This window comes from Fumia xinanensis (assembly GCF_014384905.1).
In the GTDB taxonomy this organism is placed as follows: Bacteria; Bacillota; Clostridia; order Oscillospirales; family Ruminococcaceae; genus Fumia; species Fumia xinanensis.
The window spans coordinates 1307991-1323751 of record NZ_JACRSV010000001.1 but is presented as its reverse complement, the minus strand read 5'-3'; the positions used below and the strand labels follow the sequence as shown (position 1 = coordinate 1323751).

Below are 15761 nucleotides of genomic sequence, written 5' to 3'. Positions count from 1 at the left end.
GGAGCGGTTTTGTTTTTGATGAGAAGATTCTTCGTCCTGCGCGGGGAGGCAGCGGGTCCGCAAAACGGGCGGTCTCGTCTGTCCCGCGGGGGGCGGTTTATAGAGGAGGAAGGAAAAATGGATGGTTTGAGCGGCTTTTTGAAACAGAACGCGGTCAAGGTGGAAAACGAGAAAACAGCGGTGTCGGCGCGGTTTTTGGACGGGGAGAAAAAGCCCCTCTTATGGGAAATCAAGTGCATCACGCCGGCGGAGGACGAGGAAATCCGCCGGGAGTGCCTGCGGCGGGCTCCGGTGCCCGGCAAAAAGGGGCAGTACGCGGCGGAGGTGGACGCCGACCTGTACCTGGGCAAGCTGGCGGCGACATGCACGGTTTTTCCGGACCTCAATGACAGGGAATTGCAGGACAGCTACGGCGTTATGGGGGCGGACAGCCTTCTAAAAGCCATGCTGACGCCGGGAGAATACGCCGAATACCTGAACCGGGTGCAGGCCTTAAACGGCTTCGACGTGACCATGGACGAAAGGGTAGAACAGGCAAAAAACTGATCAAGGGGGGCGACAGCGACGCGAATCTGGCGTACTATTGCCTCCACAAGTTTCAGATGCGGCCTTCGGAGTTTTTGGGCCTCGACCCTTTCGAGAAGGCGTTTCTCATCGCGGCGATCCAGGTGTACGCCGAGGAGGAGAAAAAGGCCGGGGGCGGCCGATAGCGGGGATTTGACCGCAAAAATGTCCTTTGCCGTCAAGAGGGCGGCGGGTTTTGAATGTACCGCGGAGGCGGCCGGGGATTTCGCCGGCGGCTTCGGCAGAATGAGTTTGCGGGAAAGGAGGAAGATAGATGGCGACGATAACAGATCATCTCAGGCGGCGGGTGGCGGCCTACGGAAGCGCGGCGGCGCTGCGGGCCTTTCAGATGGACGGCGGGTTCGGCGGCTGGATTCCCGGCGCTGTTCCGGAAGGGGCGTCCCAAGTGGGCGGCCTGTCCAAAGCGGCGGCACGGGCGGGGGAATGGGTTTCCTCGGTGCTGCACCTTTGGGAGCGGGGCAAAGCGCCGGGCGGGGTTCCGGCGGCAAGGGCGCTCCATATGGCTCCCGAAGCGGCGCGGGCGGCGGTGACGGCGGCGGGGAATTACGCTCCGGTGAACAATTTGTTCCAGGCGGGCGGCTGGTCCGAAACGGTCACGAACCGCTGGGCAAACAATATGACAAGCAATCTGGCTTTACAGGCGGCGAACGCCCGATATCCGGCGGTTTTCGGCGTTGCGGGCGGTGGTTCACCCATGCTGGCGGCCGGTGAACAGAGCGCCGCTTTGGCGGCTTCGGCTGGGGTCGCGGCGGGGCTCGGCGCCGTTTCCGGCGACGGAAGCGGGTACCGGGAGTTGGCGGCGGCTTCTTCGGGGGCGGCTGGCGGCGCGGTGGTTCAGGTGGAAATGGTGAACCACAATTCGGTCAGCTCTGAGCTGGATTTGGACCGGGTGGTTTCCTATCTCACCGACAAGGTGGCGGAAGGCCTGCAGTCGGCGGCAGAAGGGGTGCATTGGTAAGATGAACCCTTTTGTTGAAAAGAGATCAAAAGGATGATAGAATAGGGATGAAAAGTCAGCGCTACTTGCAGTGGAAGGCTTATTTGGGGCCAACCACCTGCATGATGTGCAGAAATCTGCACGGGAAAGTCTACCCGGTGAGCGAACCGCCGAAAATGAGGCCTCCGCTGCATCCCCACTGTGAGTGCCAGATCGAATTTATCAGGGCAGTGGCGGCCGGGGAAGCGACCAAAAACGGAACGGACGGGGCAGACTGGTGGCTCAAGTACAAGGGGACGCTGCCGGATTACTACATAACAGGGCAGGAAGCAAAGAAATTAGGTTGGGTTCCAAAAGCAGGAAATCTGGATGAGGTTGCGCCGGGGAAGATGATCTTCGGCGGCGTGTACCGAAACAGCAACGGCCATCTGCCCGATGGGCCGGGCCGAGTTTGGTATGAGGCGGACATCAATTATAAATGGGGGCACCGGAATCGGTCACGGCTTCTGTTTTCCAGCGATGGGTTGATGTTTGTGACCTATGACCATTACGAAACCTTTCAGGAAATCGTTTGACGTCCGATCAGAAGGAGGAACCCAGATGGGAATTTATGAGGAACAGGCGGCGTGCGCCTTCAAGCCGATCCACGACAACCCGATTGTGCTGGACTTTACCGGGTGCAAATACCTGGGCGTGGTGCACCAGATCCTGAAGGAAAAGTTTGGGCTTCCAGATTACTACGGGGAGAACTGGGATGCACTGTGGGACTGTCTGCGATACTTGTTTGACGAGAAACAGAAGGTGGAAATCCGGGGATATGGGACGATGCCGAAGGAATTGCAGCAAGAGTGCGTCAAAATGCTGCAAGTTTTCGACGACGTGCACGAGGACACCCCCAACGTGACGTTTACGGTGATTTCCTGAGAAAATAACAGGGAGGACGGGCGATGAGCCTGTCCTCCTTTTGCGTGGCGGCAGGTTATTTCCCGCATATTTCCCGATTATTTCCGGAGTATTTCCCGAAAAGGGCGGTTTTATTTCCCCAATATTTCCCGGGGAGGCTCAGAGGGATGTAGGGGCGGTCAATGGCCGCCCGCAGTTCATTGAAAGGCGGAGGGGTGAGGGCGGGCGCGCGATACGCGCCCCTACAGATTTTGCTCTCGTCAAAACGGTTTACTTTCCTCTCCCGGCCTCTTTGACGTTTGCTCAATCACGATGTTCCCGACGGCGTATTCCAGCATGATGTTAATCAGTTCATTGCGGGAGTGACGGGTTTTAGCGGATAGCTTATCCAGACACCGGAGCAGCTCTTCCGAAATCCGGATGGTGGTTACGCGGAATCCGTCTTCACCTCGCACTCTTATTTTCAGCGGGTTGGGGCTGCTGTCAGACATTCTATCACTCCTCAGTTGACTGTCATTGACATGATGATAGCACAATTTTGCCGCCCTGTGGAAAAATGACGAAAAAATGACGCAATGGAGCGGCGACAGCACCATTTTAACAGATAGAAATCATCATGGATTGAAATGAGCACTTTGTGAGCTCACCGTGTCCCTCAAAATAGATATATTTGTGAAAATTGCCTAAAAAAGAGGCAACCCATACACGCGGACGTGTCCGGCTCGCTGACGAGCCTCGGGCACGTCTTTTTTCATCCAAAAAGACTTGTGACGAAAGGCAGGGATCCATTTGGCCTACATCTTTTACATCGACGGGGTGCCGCTACCGGTGGCTCCGTCCAAAATGAAGCTCTCCATGAAAAACCGGAACGGTTCCTCCACCCTCCTGAGCGGGGAGGAAGTCAGCATCCTCAAGGCTCCCGGCCTGACCGAGATTTCCTTCGAGGCCATGCTCCCCCAGAAAAAATACCCCTTTGGGTACTACCCGGAGGGGTTTATTCCGGCTTCTTATTACCTAAACCGCTTAGAGGCGCTGAAAATGGGCAGGAAGCCTTTTCAGTTTCTGGTGTCGCGGGTGACGCCGGAGGGGCGGCTTTTGCACGACACCAATTTAAAAGTGAGTTTGGAGGATTACGCCGTCAGCGACGACGCGGGGGAGGGCCTGGACGTGACGGTGTCCGTCCGGCTGAAACAGTATCGGGCCTACGGGCTCAAGGAGATTTCCAGCGGCGCTAACGGCTCCGGCGGGGCGGCTTCCGGCGGGGCCCGAGAGAATAAGGCCCCTGTAAAGAGCTACGTCGTCAAAAAGGGCGACTGCCTCTACAATATCTGCAAGGCGCAGCTGGGCCGGGGGGACAAATGCTGGGAGATCGCCAAATTAAACGGCATCAAAAACCCCAATCTCATCTATCCGGGGCAGGTGATCCGACTTGGCTGAGTATCTGCTGCGCATCACCCACGGGGGCAGAACCTACGAGCCGCCGGCAGAGGGCGGCGTCAAGTGGGAGACCTCCCGAAAAGGCGCACCGGGGAAGCTTCAGTTCACCGTGCTGGACGGGGGGCTTCCCGTGGAGGAAGGGGACGCGGTCACCTTTTCCGTTGACGGCAGGGGGCTGTTTTACGGCTTTGTGTTCACTTTGAGCCGGAGCGGAGCCGACGGGCGGCTCAGTATCACTGCTTACGACCAGCTCCGGTACTTAAAAAACAAGGACAACTACATCTACCAGAACAAGGCGGCGGGGGAGCTGGTCCAGATGATCGCCGACGACTTTTCCCTGAAAACAGGGGCGGTCGCGGCCACGGGCTACCGGATTCCCTACCGGGTGGAGGACGGGAAAACGCTGTTTGACATCATCGAGACGGCGCTGGACCTGACCTACGAAAACACTGGGAAGGAATTCGTGCTCTACGACGATTTCGGCAAGCTCCGTTTGGCGGCGGCAGCCGAGCTGGAGCTCCCGCTCCTCATCGACGAGACCGCGGCGGAGGGGTTTTCCTACGAGAGCTCCATCGACCGGGGGACCTATAACAAAGTGAAGCTCCTTCACGAGGACGGGCGGAAGAAGCTGCGGCAGATTTTCGTCAGGGAGGACGCTGAGACCCAGAAAACCTGGGGCGTTTTGCAGAGCTTCAGCCACGTGAGCGGCGACGAGGACGGCAATCAGAAGGCCCAGACGCTCCTTAAAGAGCATAACAAAAAAATGAAGTCCCTGAGCCTCCGGAAAGCGGCGGGGGACGTGCGGGTGCGGGCGGGAAGCAGCCTTTGGGTGCGCCTGGACCTGAAAAACGAGCGGGTGGACCGGCAAATGACGGTGCAAAACGTAAAGCACAGCTTCTCCAACGGAGAGCACCGGATGGACCTTACTTTGGAAGGGGGCGGTTTCGGTGGCTGATCTTGTAAACCTCATCAAACGGGCGGCGGTGGACGCGGTGGAGGGTGAAAAGCCCGCAGGCGTGCTGTTCGGCACGGTGACAAGCATAACACCTTTACGGGTAAATGTGGAGCAGCGGCTCACCCTCGGCGCCGAAATGTTGGTGCTCACCTCCAATGTGGCGGATTATACGGTAGAGATGACCTTTGACCACCGCACCGAGCCCACTATTTTCAATACTGCCCACGACCATCCCTGCGTGGGGGCGACGGTGGGCGAGGGGTCTTTTAATTCCGCCCACAGCCACCAGGTGCTGGGGAAGAAACAAGTCACCGTCCACAACGGCCTGAAGGCCGGGGAAAAGGTGATTCTTTTGCGGATGCAGGGGGGGCAGAAGTTCCTCGTTCTCGACCGGATACGGAATGAAGCATAGCTTCATTCCCGCAAAACGCCATTCGGAGTTTTTTAAGGATATTATGACAGGGTGTGCGTATATCCGGTAATAAAACAAGCTCGAGAACGACGGGCAGAGCAGAGCCCCGCCCCTACAAGGGGAAGGGTGATTCCCGGGGAGGGCTTCCGAACTGGCTGAGTATTTCCCGGGAAAAGCGTTTTGCCGGAGACAGCAAAGACAGATCAATCGGGCGGATACGCCCGGAAAGGACGTGATGATTGATGATACCGCAGACATCCCCTTTGACGGACACGGCGGCGGAACTTGCCGCGGAGCCCACCCGCACCTACGCGCTCAGCTGGGAGCGGGGGCGGATTCAGGGCCACGCGGACGGCGCCGAGGCCGTAAAGCAGGCCATCTACCTGATTCTCAACACCGAGCGGTACCAGTACCCCGTTTACAGCTGGAATTACGGCGTGGAGATGATGGAGCTGTTCGGAAAGCCGGTGAACTACGTGCTGCCGGAGCTGAAACGCCGGATCGCCGAGGCGCTTTTACAAGACGACCGGGTGACGGCGGTGGACCAGTTCGCCTTCGAGACCGAGGGCGGCAAGGTCCATGTGACCTTTGTGGCCCACACCGTGTTCGGGGAGATGGAACTAGAAAAGGAAGTGGATATTCATGTATGAAGAGATGACTTTTGAGCGGATCGTGAGGCGAATGCTTGACGCCGTGCCCCAGAACGTGGACAAGCGGGAGGGCTCCATCCTTTACGACGCCGTCTGCGGCGCGGCGCTGGAGCTGGCGAACCTGTATATTGAGCTGGACGTGGTGCTCAACGAAACTTTCGCCGACACCGCCAGCCGGGAGTACCTCATCAGAAGGGCGGCGGAGCGGGGCCTCAGCCCAGAGCCGGCCACAAACGCCGTCTTGCGGGGGGAGTTCAACATCGACGTACCGATTGGCAGCCGGTTTTCCCTGGAGGAGCTCAATTACGCGGTTTTTGAGAAGATTGGGGCCGGCGTCTACCGGCTCCGGTGTGAAACGCCGGGCGAGGCGGGCAACAAGAGGCTTGGGGACCTGGTTCCCATCGATTACATCGAGGGGCTCCAGAGCGCAAAGCTCACCCAGCTGCTTCTGCCCGGCGAGGACGAGGAGGACACCGAGGCGTTCCGAAAACGATACCTCGACAGCCTGACGAGCATCGCCTTCGGCGGCAACCAGGCGGACTATAAACAGAAGGTGACCGCCCTGGACGGCGTGGGTGGGGTCAAGGTGAGTTCGACCTTTTATGGGCCGGGAACGGTGCAGCTCATTATCAAGGATTCCGACATGGGGGTGCCTTCTGCTGAACTGGTGTCGGCGGTGAAACAAGCGGTGGACCCGGCGGCAAAAACCGGACAGGGGGTGGGGATCGCCCCCATCGGCCACAAGGTGACGGTGGAAGGAGCGGAGTGGACCATCCTGAACATTGCGGCGACTATCACCTATCAAAGCGGCTGGAACTGGGCGGCGGTAAAAACCAGCGCTGAACAGGCCATCGACGAGTATTTTATGGAACTCCGCACCCGCTGGCCCGACGACGGGGCAATCGTTGTCCGCATCAGCCAGATCGAGATGCGGCTACTCAATCTGCCCGGGGTGCTGGACGTGACCGGGACCACTCTCAACGGCAACTCCAACAATCTGTTGCTGGCCGGGGACCGGCTCCCTAAAAGGGGGACTGTAAGTGGCTAGAAAAGCGGATGTTTTGAGCGCTCTGCCGCCTGTTCTCGGCGAAATCTATGAGATGCAGGCGGCTGCCGAAGCGGAAAACAGCGAGCTGAACCTGCTGTGGCAGGGGGCGGAGGACTTGATGAACGACCAGTTCATCGAATCGGCCACCGAAAACGGCGTTTCCCGCTGGGAGAAGATGATGCTGCTGGGACACAAGGACACAGACACGCTGCCGCAGCGGAAATTCCGCATCCAGTCGGCTGTGAGCGGGCGGCTGCCCTTCACGGTCTGGGTGCTCAGAGAACAGCTGGATCACCTCTGCGGCGCAGGGGGCTATGAGCTCACCGTCGATCACGCAAACTACAAGGTGACGGTGCTGCTGGCCCTGGCGGCGCAAAATGAATTTGACGCGGTGACGGAGCTGCTCCAAAAAATGCTGCCGGCGAACCTTATCATCGAGGTTTTGGTGCAGTACCGCCGATACGGCGAATTGACTGAGTGGGGACATGAAGATTTGGCGTTTTATACCCACCAGTACATCCGAGAAGGAGGAGATTTGGCATAATGGCGACTAACACAACGAATTACGGGCTGAAAAAGCCAGCTACCAGCGATTTTTACAACATTGCCGACTTCAACGGGAACGCGGACATTGTCGATGCCCAGTTGAAGGCCAACGCAAACGCGGCTCAAAACGCTTTGGAAATAGGTATGGGTGCGGCATCCAGGACCGGCAACATGGAACCGAAAGTAACCTTTACCCTCACCTGCACCAAATCGGGAAAGGTGTATACTTTGGGAAATCCGGACAAAAATGTGTCGCTTCCCGTGTCCGGCCTTGCGTCCTGCCTGTTCAAGGTGCCCGCAAACGCGGATTACGCGGCGGGTGATTCCTTCAAGATGGACAACACGACCTATGCCGTAGCTACAAGCGACGGGGAGGAACTGCCGGACAAGGCGTTTGTATCAGGGGCCGTCGTCCCGGCGGTGCTGGACCAGACAAGCAAAACCATAAATTTTAAGCAGGCCGGAAGGAAGCTGACCCTTTCGGCCGAATCTTACATCATGGTGGCCTGCTATACCGAAGATGGAACTTTCACCGCCCCTATGACCGGAAAATACCGGGTGACCTGCATCGCTAAAGGCGGGGCCGGCTCCGGGGCCCAAAGAGCCGGAACGGGCATTTATCAGCAGTACGGCGTCAACGGAGCGGGAGGAGGCGCCGGAGGTGCGGGCCAAATTACCGTCACGTTGAAAAAGGGAACTTCCACCGCTATTACGGCAAACGCAGGCGCCTCCTTCGGCAGCCTTTTGTCCGCCACGGCGGGAAGCGCCGGTACTGTTCAGGGCAGCGGCAACGATTATGAGGCGGTGCCGGGAACAGCGGGAAGCTGTGCCGGAACGGGAAGCACCACATTTTCCGCCACCGCAGCCACCGCCGGAACCAACCAGGTAATCATCGACACCGGAACCGCCCAGGGCGGCAGCGGCGGAGCTTACGCCGCGTCCGGCAGCAGGTTCCTCTCCCGCGAAGGCGGAAAAGGCGGGGATGTAACCTCCTTCATGGGCGGAAGGACTTCGGTCAAGCCGTCCCCGTCCGGGGCGTTTCCCTATGGGACCGGCGGCGGAGGCGGGGCCTACCGCTGCTACAGCGCTGTTTTGGGCGGGTCCACCTCTATATCCTATCTGCCGGAGTACGGAAGCGGCGCGCCAGGCGGACAGGCGGCGGTCATCGTCGAGTTGTTGCTTGATTGAGGAAAGAGGTTCACGAAAAGGCTGTTGAGCCGACAGGTTCCTCTATAATTTGGAAAGGAAGAATAAAAATATGGCGAAAAAATATGCATTTATCGACTACGGCGGACAGGTGCTCAGCATCGAGACCCGCTGTTCCTGTGTACATCGCGCAGACAAAAAGACAGGCGAGCTTTCCATCGAGGATATCGTCCACCCGGAGTTCGTTGGGCGCTATCAGGAGATTCCAGAGAGCGCTGCCGTCGTTGAGGGGATGATTTTCTCAAACGGCGAGTTCAAAGAAAATCCAGCCGCACCCGGAGCTAGGGTAGACCAGCTGGAAAATAGGGTTTCCGCTACCGAGGATGCGGTACTGGCCCTGATGATGCAATAGAAAGAATCCGCTCAGGCGGCAAGTTCTTTCAGAACCTGAGAAAGGAGAGACAACATGTATAATTTTATCCTGAATTGCTGGCAGATGGGAAAAATCGCCGCAGCCGATGTGGAAGCCTTTGCGGCAAAAGGCTTCATCACCGAAAAAGAGGCCCAAAAAATCGCCTCCGAGCCCCAGCAGGCATAAGAGAAGAAATTCCGGGGAAGGACTCAAAATCGGCTTCCCCGGTTTGAGAAAGGAATGATAAAGGATGGCAAACGAGATCAGCATTTCCGTCGAGAAGCGGAGACTGACCTGCACCGTCGAAACAGAACTGGTGGGCGGAGGCGCAAACAGTATCGAATGCGTCTTTTCCTTTGACAAGGAGTGGGACGGGCTCACAAAAAGCGCGGTTTTTCAGTCAGTCCGGGAAAACGGAGAAATCGTCGAGACCATTCCTGTGATACTGATAAACGACCGCTGTATGGTGCCTTCGGAGGCGGCTTCCTCCGGGGAGTACCTAAAAATCGGCGCGGTGGGCACCCGGGACGGCAATGTGATCGTCCCCACCACCCTTTGCCAGGTGTTCTTCCACGAGGGCTGCTACACCGGAAACGTTGTCCCCACCATGGATATATATTCGCAGATGCTGGGCGTGTTTGGAAACAGCATGTCGAAGTTGAGCGCCACCGCGGATTTTGTCAAACAGTACGCCGATGAGGCGGAGAAAAACCAGCCCCTTGTCCGGCAGGACGCGGCCACCGCAGCGCAAAAGGCCGCCGAGGCCACCGCTGCGGCGGCAAAGGCCAAAACTTCGGAGATAAACGCAAAGGAAAGCGAGGATTCTTCCAGTCAGAACCTGTTGGACTTTTTGGCCATGCTGGGAACCGACGTGGCGACGCTGGTGGGGGGCAAAATACCGCCGGAACAGATTCCCGCTATCGCCACCACCGAGGTCTATACCGCTTCCACGGCGGCGGAGATGAACACTTTCACGGCCCAGAACGGCGACATCTGCATCCGCACCGATGAAAACAAGAGCTACATCTATAAAGATACCGGCTGGGTTTACTTGGCGAGCCCCACCGATTACGCATCCAGTGCCGGCCACGCAAACACGGCGGACAACGCGGTAAACGCCTCGATGATCAACAGCCACCGCCTGGTGGAGATGGCGGCGGAGGAGTTTCAGACCGCCGTCAAAAACCCGGATACCTATTACTTAGTGGGGTGAGGAAATGCCGATTTACATGGGCGAGACGAAAAAGACCTTGTTCAAGGGCGATTACCACCCGGCTGAATTTTATAAGGGCGGCGAAAAACTCACCGGGTACGAGGTGCAGACGGTGTCGGGGGCGGATATCACTGTAGAAGATACGTATAACGATACTTTGGCTCCTGCAATAAAGGGAAACGGAAAACAGCAGACGTATACCGGGAAAAATCTTTTTGACATGAGCAACTGCTTTCCGGGGGAGACAAGGGAATATAAAGGCATTACCTATGAAAAAACAGCCGATGGGATTCTGGCAAACGGTGTGGCAACTGCCCAGTCCTATACAATTCCCTATAAAATGAAGGAGATTCTGGAAGCCGGGAAGACCTACATCGTCAGTACAAACGACCAACGGGCAGTACCGACGATGGAAATTGATAAAAGCACCGGAACATTATATAGCCGCACATACACTGTGACAGGTGATGAAACGAGTATCGGTGTCTACTTTTATTTCAATTCCGGCGTGACAGTAGAAGATCTTTTGGTGCGGTTTCAGCTTGAAGAAGGCTCCACCGCTACTGAGTATGAGCCGTATGTAGGAGGAATGGCCGCACCAAACCCAGGCTATCCGCAGACTCCAACTTTCAGCAACGGAGCGCTCAACAGCGAGGGCTTAAACCTGCTGCCGGATACGGCGGTATTTACCAGCAGTACAAGGGACGGAGATGTATTTACATTCGCAGACCAGGTGTACGACCGGATTCTGAGAAAAGAATACTGGACGCCAAAGGAAGATACCGAATATACCATTGTACTGGATATTCTTGAAAACACTTTTACAGACGAAATGGTTCTAATTTCTGACAATAGATTTTATTTTAATGAAATGAGATACGTAATTCCTATTGGGATGATTGGAAGAGCAGCAGTCAATGTAAAAACATGGAGCAGTTTTGATAGTGTGACATCGGGCTCCATTTGGCTGAACACCCCTAAAACAGTGACCGGAATATTTAAAGCAAAAGTTTCTATCCTGCTTGGAACTTATACAGTGGACAATCTTCCTGAGCATCAGCCCTACCGTCCTCCCGTCTCCATCGAACTCCCCATCCTCCGGGCCATCCCCGACGGAAACGGCGGATTTTCAGCCCGGGACAGCCTCACCGCTGTGGAGGGGATGCCGGGGTGGTACGACCTGCGACGGGAAGTGGGGGAAGAACAGATTAGCAGGCTGGTGCGCAATGACCGGACAGCGGGAAGTTATATCTATTACACCGACGTTCCAGCAGAAGGACCGGGCGTTAAAATGTGCAGTCATTACAGATATAGGCCGGAGTTTAACCATGATGAAGGCTTTTTCTCAGACGGCGGTCTGAAATTTGGACAAGTGCTGTTTTTCAATCTGAAAGGATTTGTGTCTCAGGACAACAGCGAAATACCGGACAACACCGAGGCGATGGCGTGGCTCCAGGCCCAGGCGGACGCCGGAACCCCTCTCACGGTATGGTATCCGCTGGAAGAGCCTACAACCGAGCGAATCGAGCTGGGAGAACTAAGCACCTGCCCCTATTACACCCACATCTACACCGACTGCGCCGTGAAGCCGATGATAGAGGCGGATCTGAAGCGGATGAATACACGAGTCAGAAAAATCACCGACAGCGATGAGTCATATGCAAAAGCCGTACCGGACGGCGCCGATCACGCGTCGGTGGAAATGATAGGAGGACGCACCGGAGCTGTTGACGGCGGGCTGGTGAGCGCGGAAGTGGAGAGCGTCAAATGCAACGGAAACGTCATGGGAAAAATTCCCGGCGCAGTGCGGGCGCTCACAGGATATGGATGGTCCGCCGGAAGCGTATACAACAGCATAGAGCGGACCGATACGGGATGGCGGTACGTTCAGCGCGTAGATGCGCTTGTGTTAACCGGGCTGAAATGGCAAAGCGCTAACGGCGATTACCCCCACAAGGTTTACTATGTTGCTGCAGACGACCTCCCCCCGGACATCAAAGTTTCAGAAAACTTTATCGCCGGCCGATACGCAAACGCAGGGAACGGCGGATGGAGCGTTGTTGGAGCAAACGACAGGCAAATTACAATCAATTCATACACCGGAGCGATCAACCTGTCGGACGATCACTTTGATCCGTCCAATGCCGGAAGCATGTACTATGAGCGAAAAGAACCCATTATCACCGACGTTACCGGCCTCATGTCTGATTTTCCAAAAGGGTTTGCAGTGGAATCCGGCGGTACGCTTACGCTGGAAAACCCGGCGGAAATGCCTGTCCCAAATACCATAACCTATTTGATAAAAGAATAACTCATCGGAGGAAAGACATGATAGACTTTATCACAAAATACTGGCTTGAGGCGCTGTTCGGTTCAATTCTCGCAGGGCTTGGGACGGCCTTCAGTTTTCTTTCTAGGCGGGTTTCCAAACGGATTGAGGAGCAGGACGCCATCAAACTCGGGATGCAAGCCCTCCTGCGCGACCGCATCATCAGCGCATACAACCACTACATGGACAAGGGCTACTGCCCCATTTACGCAAGGGACAACATCCTCAAACTCTATGAGCAGTATCACAATTTAGGCGGAAACGGGACAGTGACAAACTTGGTGGGGGAGCTCAAAAAGCTCCCCACTGACAAAAGGGAGGAAAATTAAACGTTGGAAATCCTAAAAGCCTTATCGGGCCGGCTTGACAAGCTCTTGACCATCAAAAGCATCGTGACCTTGGCGCTGACGGCGGTGTTTGCGGTGCTGGCGCTGAAAAGCGTGGTCAGCGGGGAGCAGTTTCTGATGATTTTTACCACCGTCATCGCCTTTTACTTCGGCACCCAGTCTGAGAAAAGCGGCCCGGGGAAGGAGTAGCTCCCCATGAAAACCATCTTTCGCGAGAAATTCAAGGTGACCCAGGGCTACGGCCCCGTCCACGGCGGCCTCGACATCGTAGGCCTCTGCGGAACCGACATTATTAGCCCCATAGACGGAGTCGTCAAATCCTCGGCCATTATCACCGATAAAAACAACCTCACCTGGGAATGGGGAAACTACGTCCGAGTGGACGACGGGGAAGGGATGCGGTATTTTTTCTGCCACATGTCCTCCCGCTCTGTCAAAGCAGGGGACAAGGTGAAAACAGGCGACAAGCTGGGGGTCATGGGCAATACCGGCCTCAGTTACGGAGCCCACTGCCACTTCGAGGTCCGCACCGGCGGCAACATCCGGGTGAATCCGGCGAAGATTCTGGGCATCCCGAACGGGTGCGGCACCTACACCGTGGAATCCGCTCCCAAATGGGAGAAAACATCGGAGGGCTGGCGATACGGCAGCCTCAAAAACGCCTGGAAGCAGATTAACGGCCGCTGGTACTGGTTCGACGGCCGGGGAATTGCCGTCACCGGTCCATTAGTCGTCAATGGAAAAACCTTCTGGTTCGCCTCAAAGCCTTTTCACGAGGTGAAGGAGTGCCAGCTCCTGATGACGGACGAAAGCGGCGCTCTCCGATAAAACATGTCATGGAATGTCCGGTTCCCCCTGTGCTAGGATAAAATGGGGCAGGGAACTCGAGCGCCCCTTTCCCTCCGTGGAAGGGGCTTTTTCTGTTTGAGAAGCAATCCACTGACAACCGGTTTTGCAAAAGAAAGGAAAACATTATGAGTGAATTTGAAAAACGCGGCCTGGGACTATTGTCCACCGCCGCCGATCCCCGGGATTATGTGTTCGGGGCGGTTTACGGCGCGGAGACGCTTCCTGAGAGCTACCAGACCGACATTTCAGGCATCAAGGTCCACGACCAGGGGCAGTTTCAGAACTGCGGCACTCACGCCCTCTCCGCCCATGTGGAAATCGGCCTCAAAAAGGCGGGAAAATACCAGAAAGTGAGCTTTCCCTGGTACTACGGCAACCGCCGGTACTCGGAGAACAAGGGCGAAGGAACCGAGGCCCGCGGACTGTTGAAAGCCGCACAGAAGGACGGCGGACTCTACCTTGCGGACTACCCCTATGAAGAGGAAGTGCCAAAGGCCATCGAGACTTTCGAGAAGTATTTCGAGAGCTTCAAAACAAAGGCCCAGAACATCCGCATCAAGAACTATTACCAATGCAATACGGTGGACGAGGTGAAGCGGGCTGTCTATTACTACGGAAGCGTCCTCGTAGGCACCATTGTATTCAAAAGCTTCTATGAAATCACGGCCCAGAATCCGATTATGCCGGAGCCCCGTATCGACGGGACAAGCTTGGAACCCATGGCAGGAGGCCACATGATGCTCATCGTCGGCTGGGACAAGCAGGGCTTCACCGTCCTCAATTCCTGGGGGGAGGGCTTCGGCAAAAAGGGACTCTTCACCATGCCTTACAGCATCGTCACATGGAGCCAGCGCCAGGGCTTCCCATTGCCGCTGTTTGAAGCGTGGGCGGTGGACGGCGTTTACCTCAACGGCAAGCTCCTGGAGACAGGCGCAAACCCCGTCACCCCGCCGACCCCGTCGGGAAACGACGGCTGGTACAAGCAAAATGGCAAATGGCGCTACCGGGAGAACGGCAAGGACGTTGTGGGCTGGAAAAAGGTCAGCGGCGTCTGGTACTACCTGAATTCCGACGGCTATATGCGGGTCGGCTGGCTCAAGGACAAGGGGGAGTGGTACTTCCTCAATCAAAACGGCGCCATGCAGACGGGCTGGAAAAAGATCGACAGCCGCTGGTACTGGTTCGACGGTTCCGGCAAGGCGGTGAGAGGCTTTCGCACCATTAGCGGCAAGGACTACTACTTTGCCGAGCAGTGGTTCGAGGATGTGAAGGAATGCCAGATGATCCAAACCGACGCAAACGGCGCAATCCTATAGAAAAAAGCATCCCGGAGGGCGAAAATACCTTCCGGGTTTTTTTGCGTCCAAAAAAGATGTCATGGAGTGTCCGGTGGCTTTCGTGCTACCATAGAGACAGTTCCAGAGCGGGCCCGCTATGGACGGGAGATATTGTTGTATATCGTTTATAGAAGAAAGGAGTCCAGAGTCTACCTCTCCAACACCCACATCGAAGTCTACAACCGGGGCGGCTCTTCCCTTTCGGAAGCCTACGGCATTTTCATCTACAACCCGGCCGAAGGAGTGCGCTACCGGGATATCTACGCCCAAAACTGCGTTATTACAGCGGGGAGCTCCAACACTTCCGTCAAGGCCATTGGAATCAACGATGTTTTTGAGTCTTTGACCAGCCGGTACATCCGTATCAGCCTCATTGGATGCAGTTTCCCGGAACCCGAGTGGGGCTATCTGGGCGACAACGTGAGCGTGGGCTTCCCGGCAGAGGAAGGCACGCTGCGCCGGCCCTATCTGCACATCCAGGGCTGTAAATTCTCAAAATCCAGCATCTACGCGGGGACGCAGGCCTTTACTTCCAGCACCCAGGCCGACCTCTACATGCCCGCTAACTCCAACCTGTTCAACATCACTCTGTAAATTTGAGAGCGCAATCCAGCCGGAGACTGAATGTCTCCGGCCCTTTTGGTGTCCGAGGGTT

General features: G+C 56.3%; 21 protein-coding genes. 20 read left to right on the top strand and 1 reads right to left on the bottom strand.

The genetic code is table 11. The features are described from left to right. Nucleotides 1-117 precede the first annotated feature (117 nt). The 4 genes from H8710_RS06250 to H8710_RS06235 all read left to right on the top strand — a co-directional run bounded on the left by H8710_RS06250 (nucleotide 118) and on the right by H8710_RS06235 (nucleotide 2446). The gene (locus H8710_RS06250) at nucleotides 118-546 is read left to right on the top strand and encodes a phage tail assembly chaperone (RefSeq protein WP_249294567.1); all 429 of its coding nucleotides are present in this window, start codon (nucleotides 118-120) and stop codon (nucleotides 544-546) included. Between the two features lie 292 nt (nucleotides 547-838). Continuing rightward, nucleotides 839-1543, top strand: coding sequence for a hypothetical protein (locus H8710_RS06245; protein ID WP_249294566.1), 705 nt, complete (start codon nucleotides 839-841; stop codon nucleotides 1541-1543). A gap of 47 nt (nucleotides 1544-1590) precedes the next feature. Beyond that, nucleotides 1591-2097, top strand: a complete 507-nt coding sequence (locus H8710_RS06240; RefSeq protein ID WP_249294565.1) for a ribonuclease domain-containing protein — start codon at nucleotides 1591-1593, stop codon at nucleotides 2095-2097. A 25-nt stretch (nucleotides 2098-2122) separates the two neighbouring features. Beyond that, nucleotides 2123-2446, top strand: coding sequence for a barstar family protein (locus tag H8710_RS06235; protein WP_249294563.1), 324 nt, complete (start codon nucleotides 2123-2125; stop codon nucleotides 2444-2446). Nucleotides 2447-2685: 239 nt separating this feature from the next. On the opposite strand, the gene H8710_RS06230 is transcribed toward H8710_RS06235, so the two are convergent. Then, a complete protein-coding gene (locus H8710_RS06230) occupies nucleotides 2686-2916 on the bottom strand; it encodes a ribbon-helix-helix domain-containing protein (RefSeq protein WP_249294561.1) in 231 nt (76 codons plus the stop codon). A 298-nt stretch (nucleotides 2917-3214) separates the two neighbouring features. On the opposite strand from H8710_RS06230, the gene H8710_RS06225 reads away from it, so the two are divergent. From H8710_RS06225 to H8710_RS06155, 16 genes are all read left to right on the top strand, one after another. After that, complete coding sequence (locus H8710_RS06225; RefSeq protein ID WP_249294559.1) at nucleotides 3215-3862, top strand: LysM peptidoglycan-binding domain-containing protein; 648 nt, start codon at nucleotides 3215-3217, stop codon at nucleotides 3860-3862. Next, nucleotides 3855-4817: an XkdQ/YqbQ family protein gene (locus tag H8710_RS06220; RefSeq protein ID WP_249294558.1), complete on the top strand. Its 963-nt coding sequence runs from the start codon at nucleotides 3855-3857 to the stop codon at nucleotides 4815-4817. The genes H8710_RS06225 and H8710_RS06220 overlap by 8 nt, the downstream gene beginning before the upstream one ends. After that, nucleotides 4810-5229 (top strand): DUF2577 family protein, encoded by a 420-nt coding sequence (locus H8710_RS06215; RefSeq protein ID WP_249294556.1) that lies wholly within the window; start codon nucleotides 4810-4812, stop codon nucleotides 5227-5229. The genes H8710_RS06220 and H8710_RS06215 overlap by 8 nt, the downstream gene beginning before the upstream one ends. A gap of 242 nt (nucleotides 5230-5471) precedes the next feature. Beyond that, the gene (locus tag H8710_RS06210) at nucleotides 5472-5879 is read left to right on the top strand and encodes a DUF2634 domain-containing protein (RefSeq protein ID WP_249294554.1); all 408 of its coding nucleotides are present in this window, start codon (nucleotides 5472-5474) and stop codon (nucleotides 5877-5879) included. Next, nucleotides 5872-6927 carry a baseplate J/gp47 family protein gene (locus H8710_RS06205; protein WP_249294553.1) on the top strand — a complete coding sequence of 352 codons (1056 nt, stop codon included), beginning with the start codon at nucleotides 5872-5874 and terminating at the stop codon, nucleotides 6925-6927. The genes H8710_RS06210 and H8710_RS06205 overlap by 8 nt, the downstream gene beginning before the upstream one ends. After that, complete coding sequence (locus H8710_RS06200) at nucleotides 6920-7471, top strand: putative phage tail protein (protein ID WP_249294552.1); 552 nt, start codon at nucleotides 6920-6922, stop codon at nucleotides 7469-7471. Before H8710_RS06205 ends, H8710_RS06200 begins: the two co-directional genes overlap by 8 nt. Further along, the gene (locus H8710_RS06195) at nucleotides 7471-8661 is read left to right on the top strand and encodes a hypothetical protein (protein ID WP_249294550.1); all 1191 of its coding nucleotides are present in this window, start codon (nucleotides 7471-7473) and stop codon (nucleotides 8659-8661) included. The genes H8710_RS06200 and H8710_RS06195 overlap by 1 nt, the downstream gene beginning before the upstream one ends. A 70-nt stretch (nucleotides 8662-8731) precedes the next feature. Then, nucleotides 8732-9031, top strand: a complete 300-nt coding sequence (locus H8710_RS06190; RefSeq protein WP_249294548.1) for a hypothetical protein — start codon at nucleotides 8732-8734, stop codon at nucleotides 9029-9031. Nucleotides 9032-9085: 54 nt separating this feature from the next. Further along, the gene (locus H8710_RS13335; protein ID WP_283242771.1) at nucleotides 9086-9217 is read left to right on the top strand and encodes a hypothetical protein; all 132 of its coding nucleotides are present in this window, start codon (nucleotides 9086-9088) and stop codon (nucleotides 9215-9217) included. A gap of 64 nt (nucleotides 9218-9281) precedes the next feature. Then, nucleotides 9282-10244: a hypothetical protein gene (locus H8710_RS06185; protein WP_249294546.1), complete on the top strand. Its 963-nt coding sequence runs from the start codon at nucleotides 9282-9284 to the stop codon at nucleotides 10242-10244. Between the two features lie 4 nt (nucleotides 10245-10248). Next, complete coding sequence (locus tag H8710_RS06180) at nucleotides 10249-12555, top strand: hypothetical protein (RefSeq protein ID WP_249294545.1); 2307 nt, start codon at nucleotides 10249-10251, stop codon at nucleotides 12553-12555. Nucleotides 12556-12572: 17 nt separating this feature from the next. Beyond that, a complete protein-coding gene (locus H8710_RS06175; protein ID WP_249294543.1) occupies nucleotides 12573-12902 on the top strand; it encodes a hypothetical protein in 330 nt (109 codons plus the stop codon). 3 nt (nucleotides 12903-12905) lie between these two features. After that, nucleotides 12906-13109, top strand: coding sequence for a hypothetical protein (locus tag H8710_RS06170; RefSeq protein ID WP_249294542.1), 204 nt, complete (start codon nucleotides 12906-12908; stop codon nucleotides 13107-13109). 6 nt (nucleotides 13110-13115) lie between these two features. Then, entirely contained in the window at nucleotides 13116-13748 is a 633-nt protein-coding gene (locus H8710_RS06165; protein WP_249294541.1) for a M23 family metallopeptidase, read from the top strand. 146 nt (nucleotides 13749-13894) lie between these two features. Beyond that, nucleotides 13895-15085, top strand: coding sequence for a C1 family peptidase (locus H8710_RS06160; RefSeq protein ID WP_249294540.1), 1191 nt, complete (start codon nucleotides 13895-13897; stop codon nucleotides 15083-15085). Nucleotides 15086-15151: 66 nt separating this feature from the next. Then, nucleotides 15152-15700 carry a hypothetical protein gene (locus H8710_RS06155; protein ID WP_249294539.1) on the top strand — a complete coding sequence of 183 codons (549 nt, stop codon included), beginning with the start codon at nucleotides 15152-15154 and terminating at the stop codon, nucleotides 15698-15700. Nucleotides 15701-15761 lie beyond the last annotated feature (61 nt).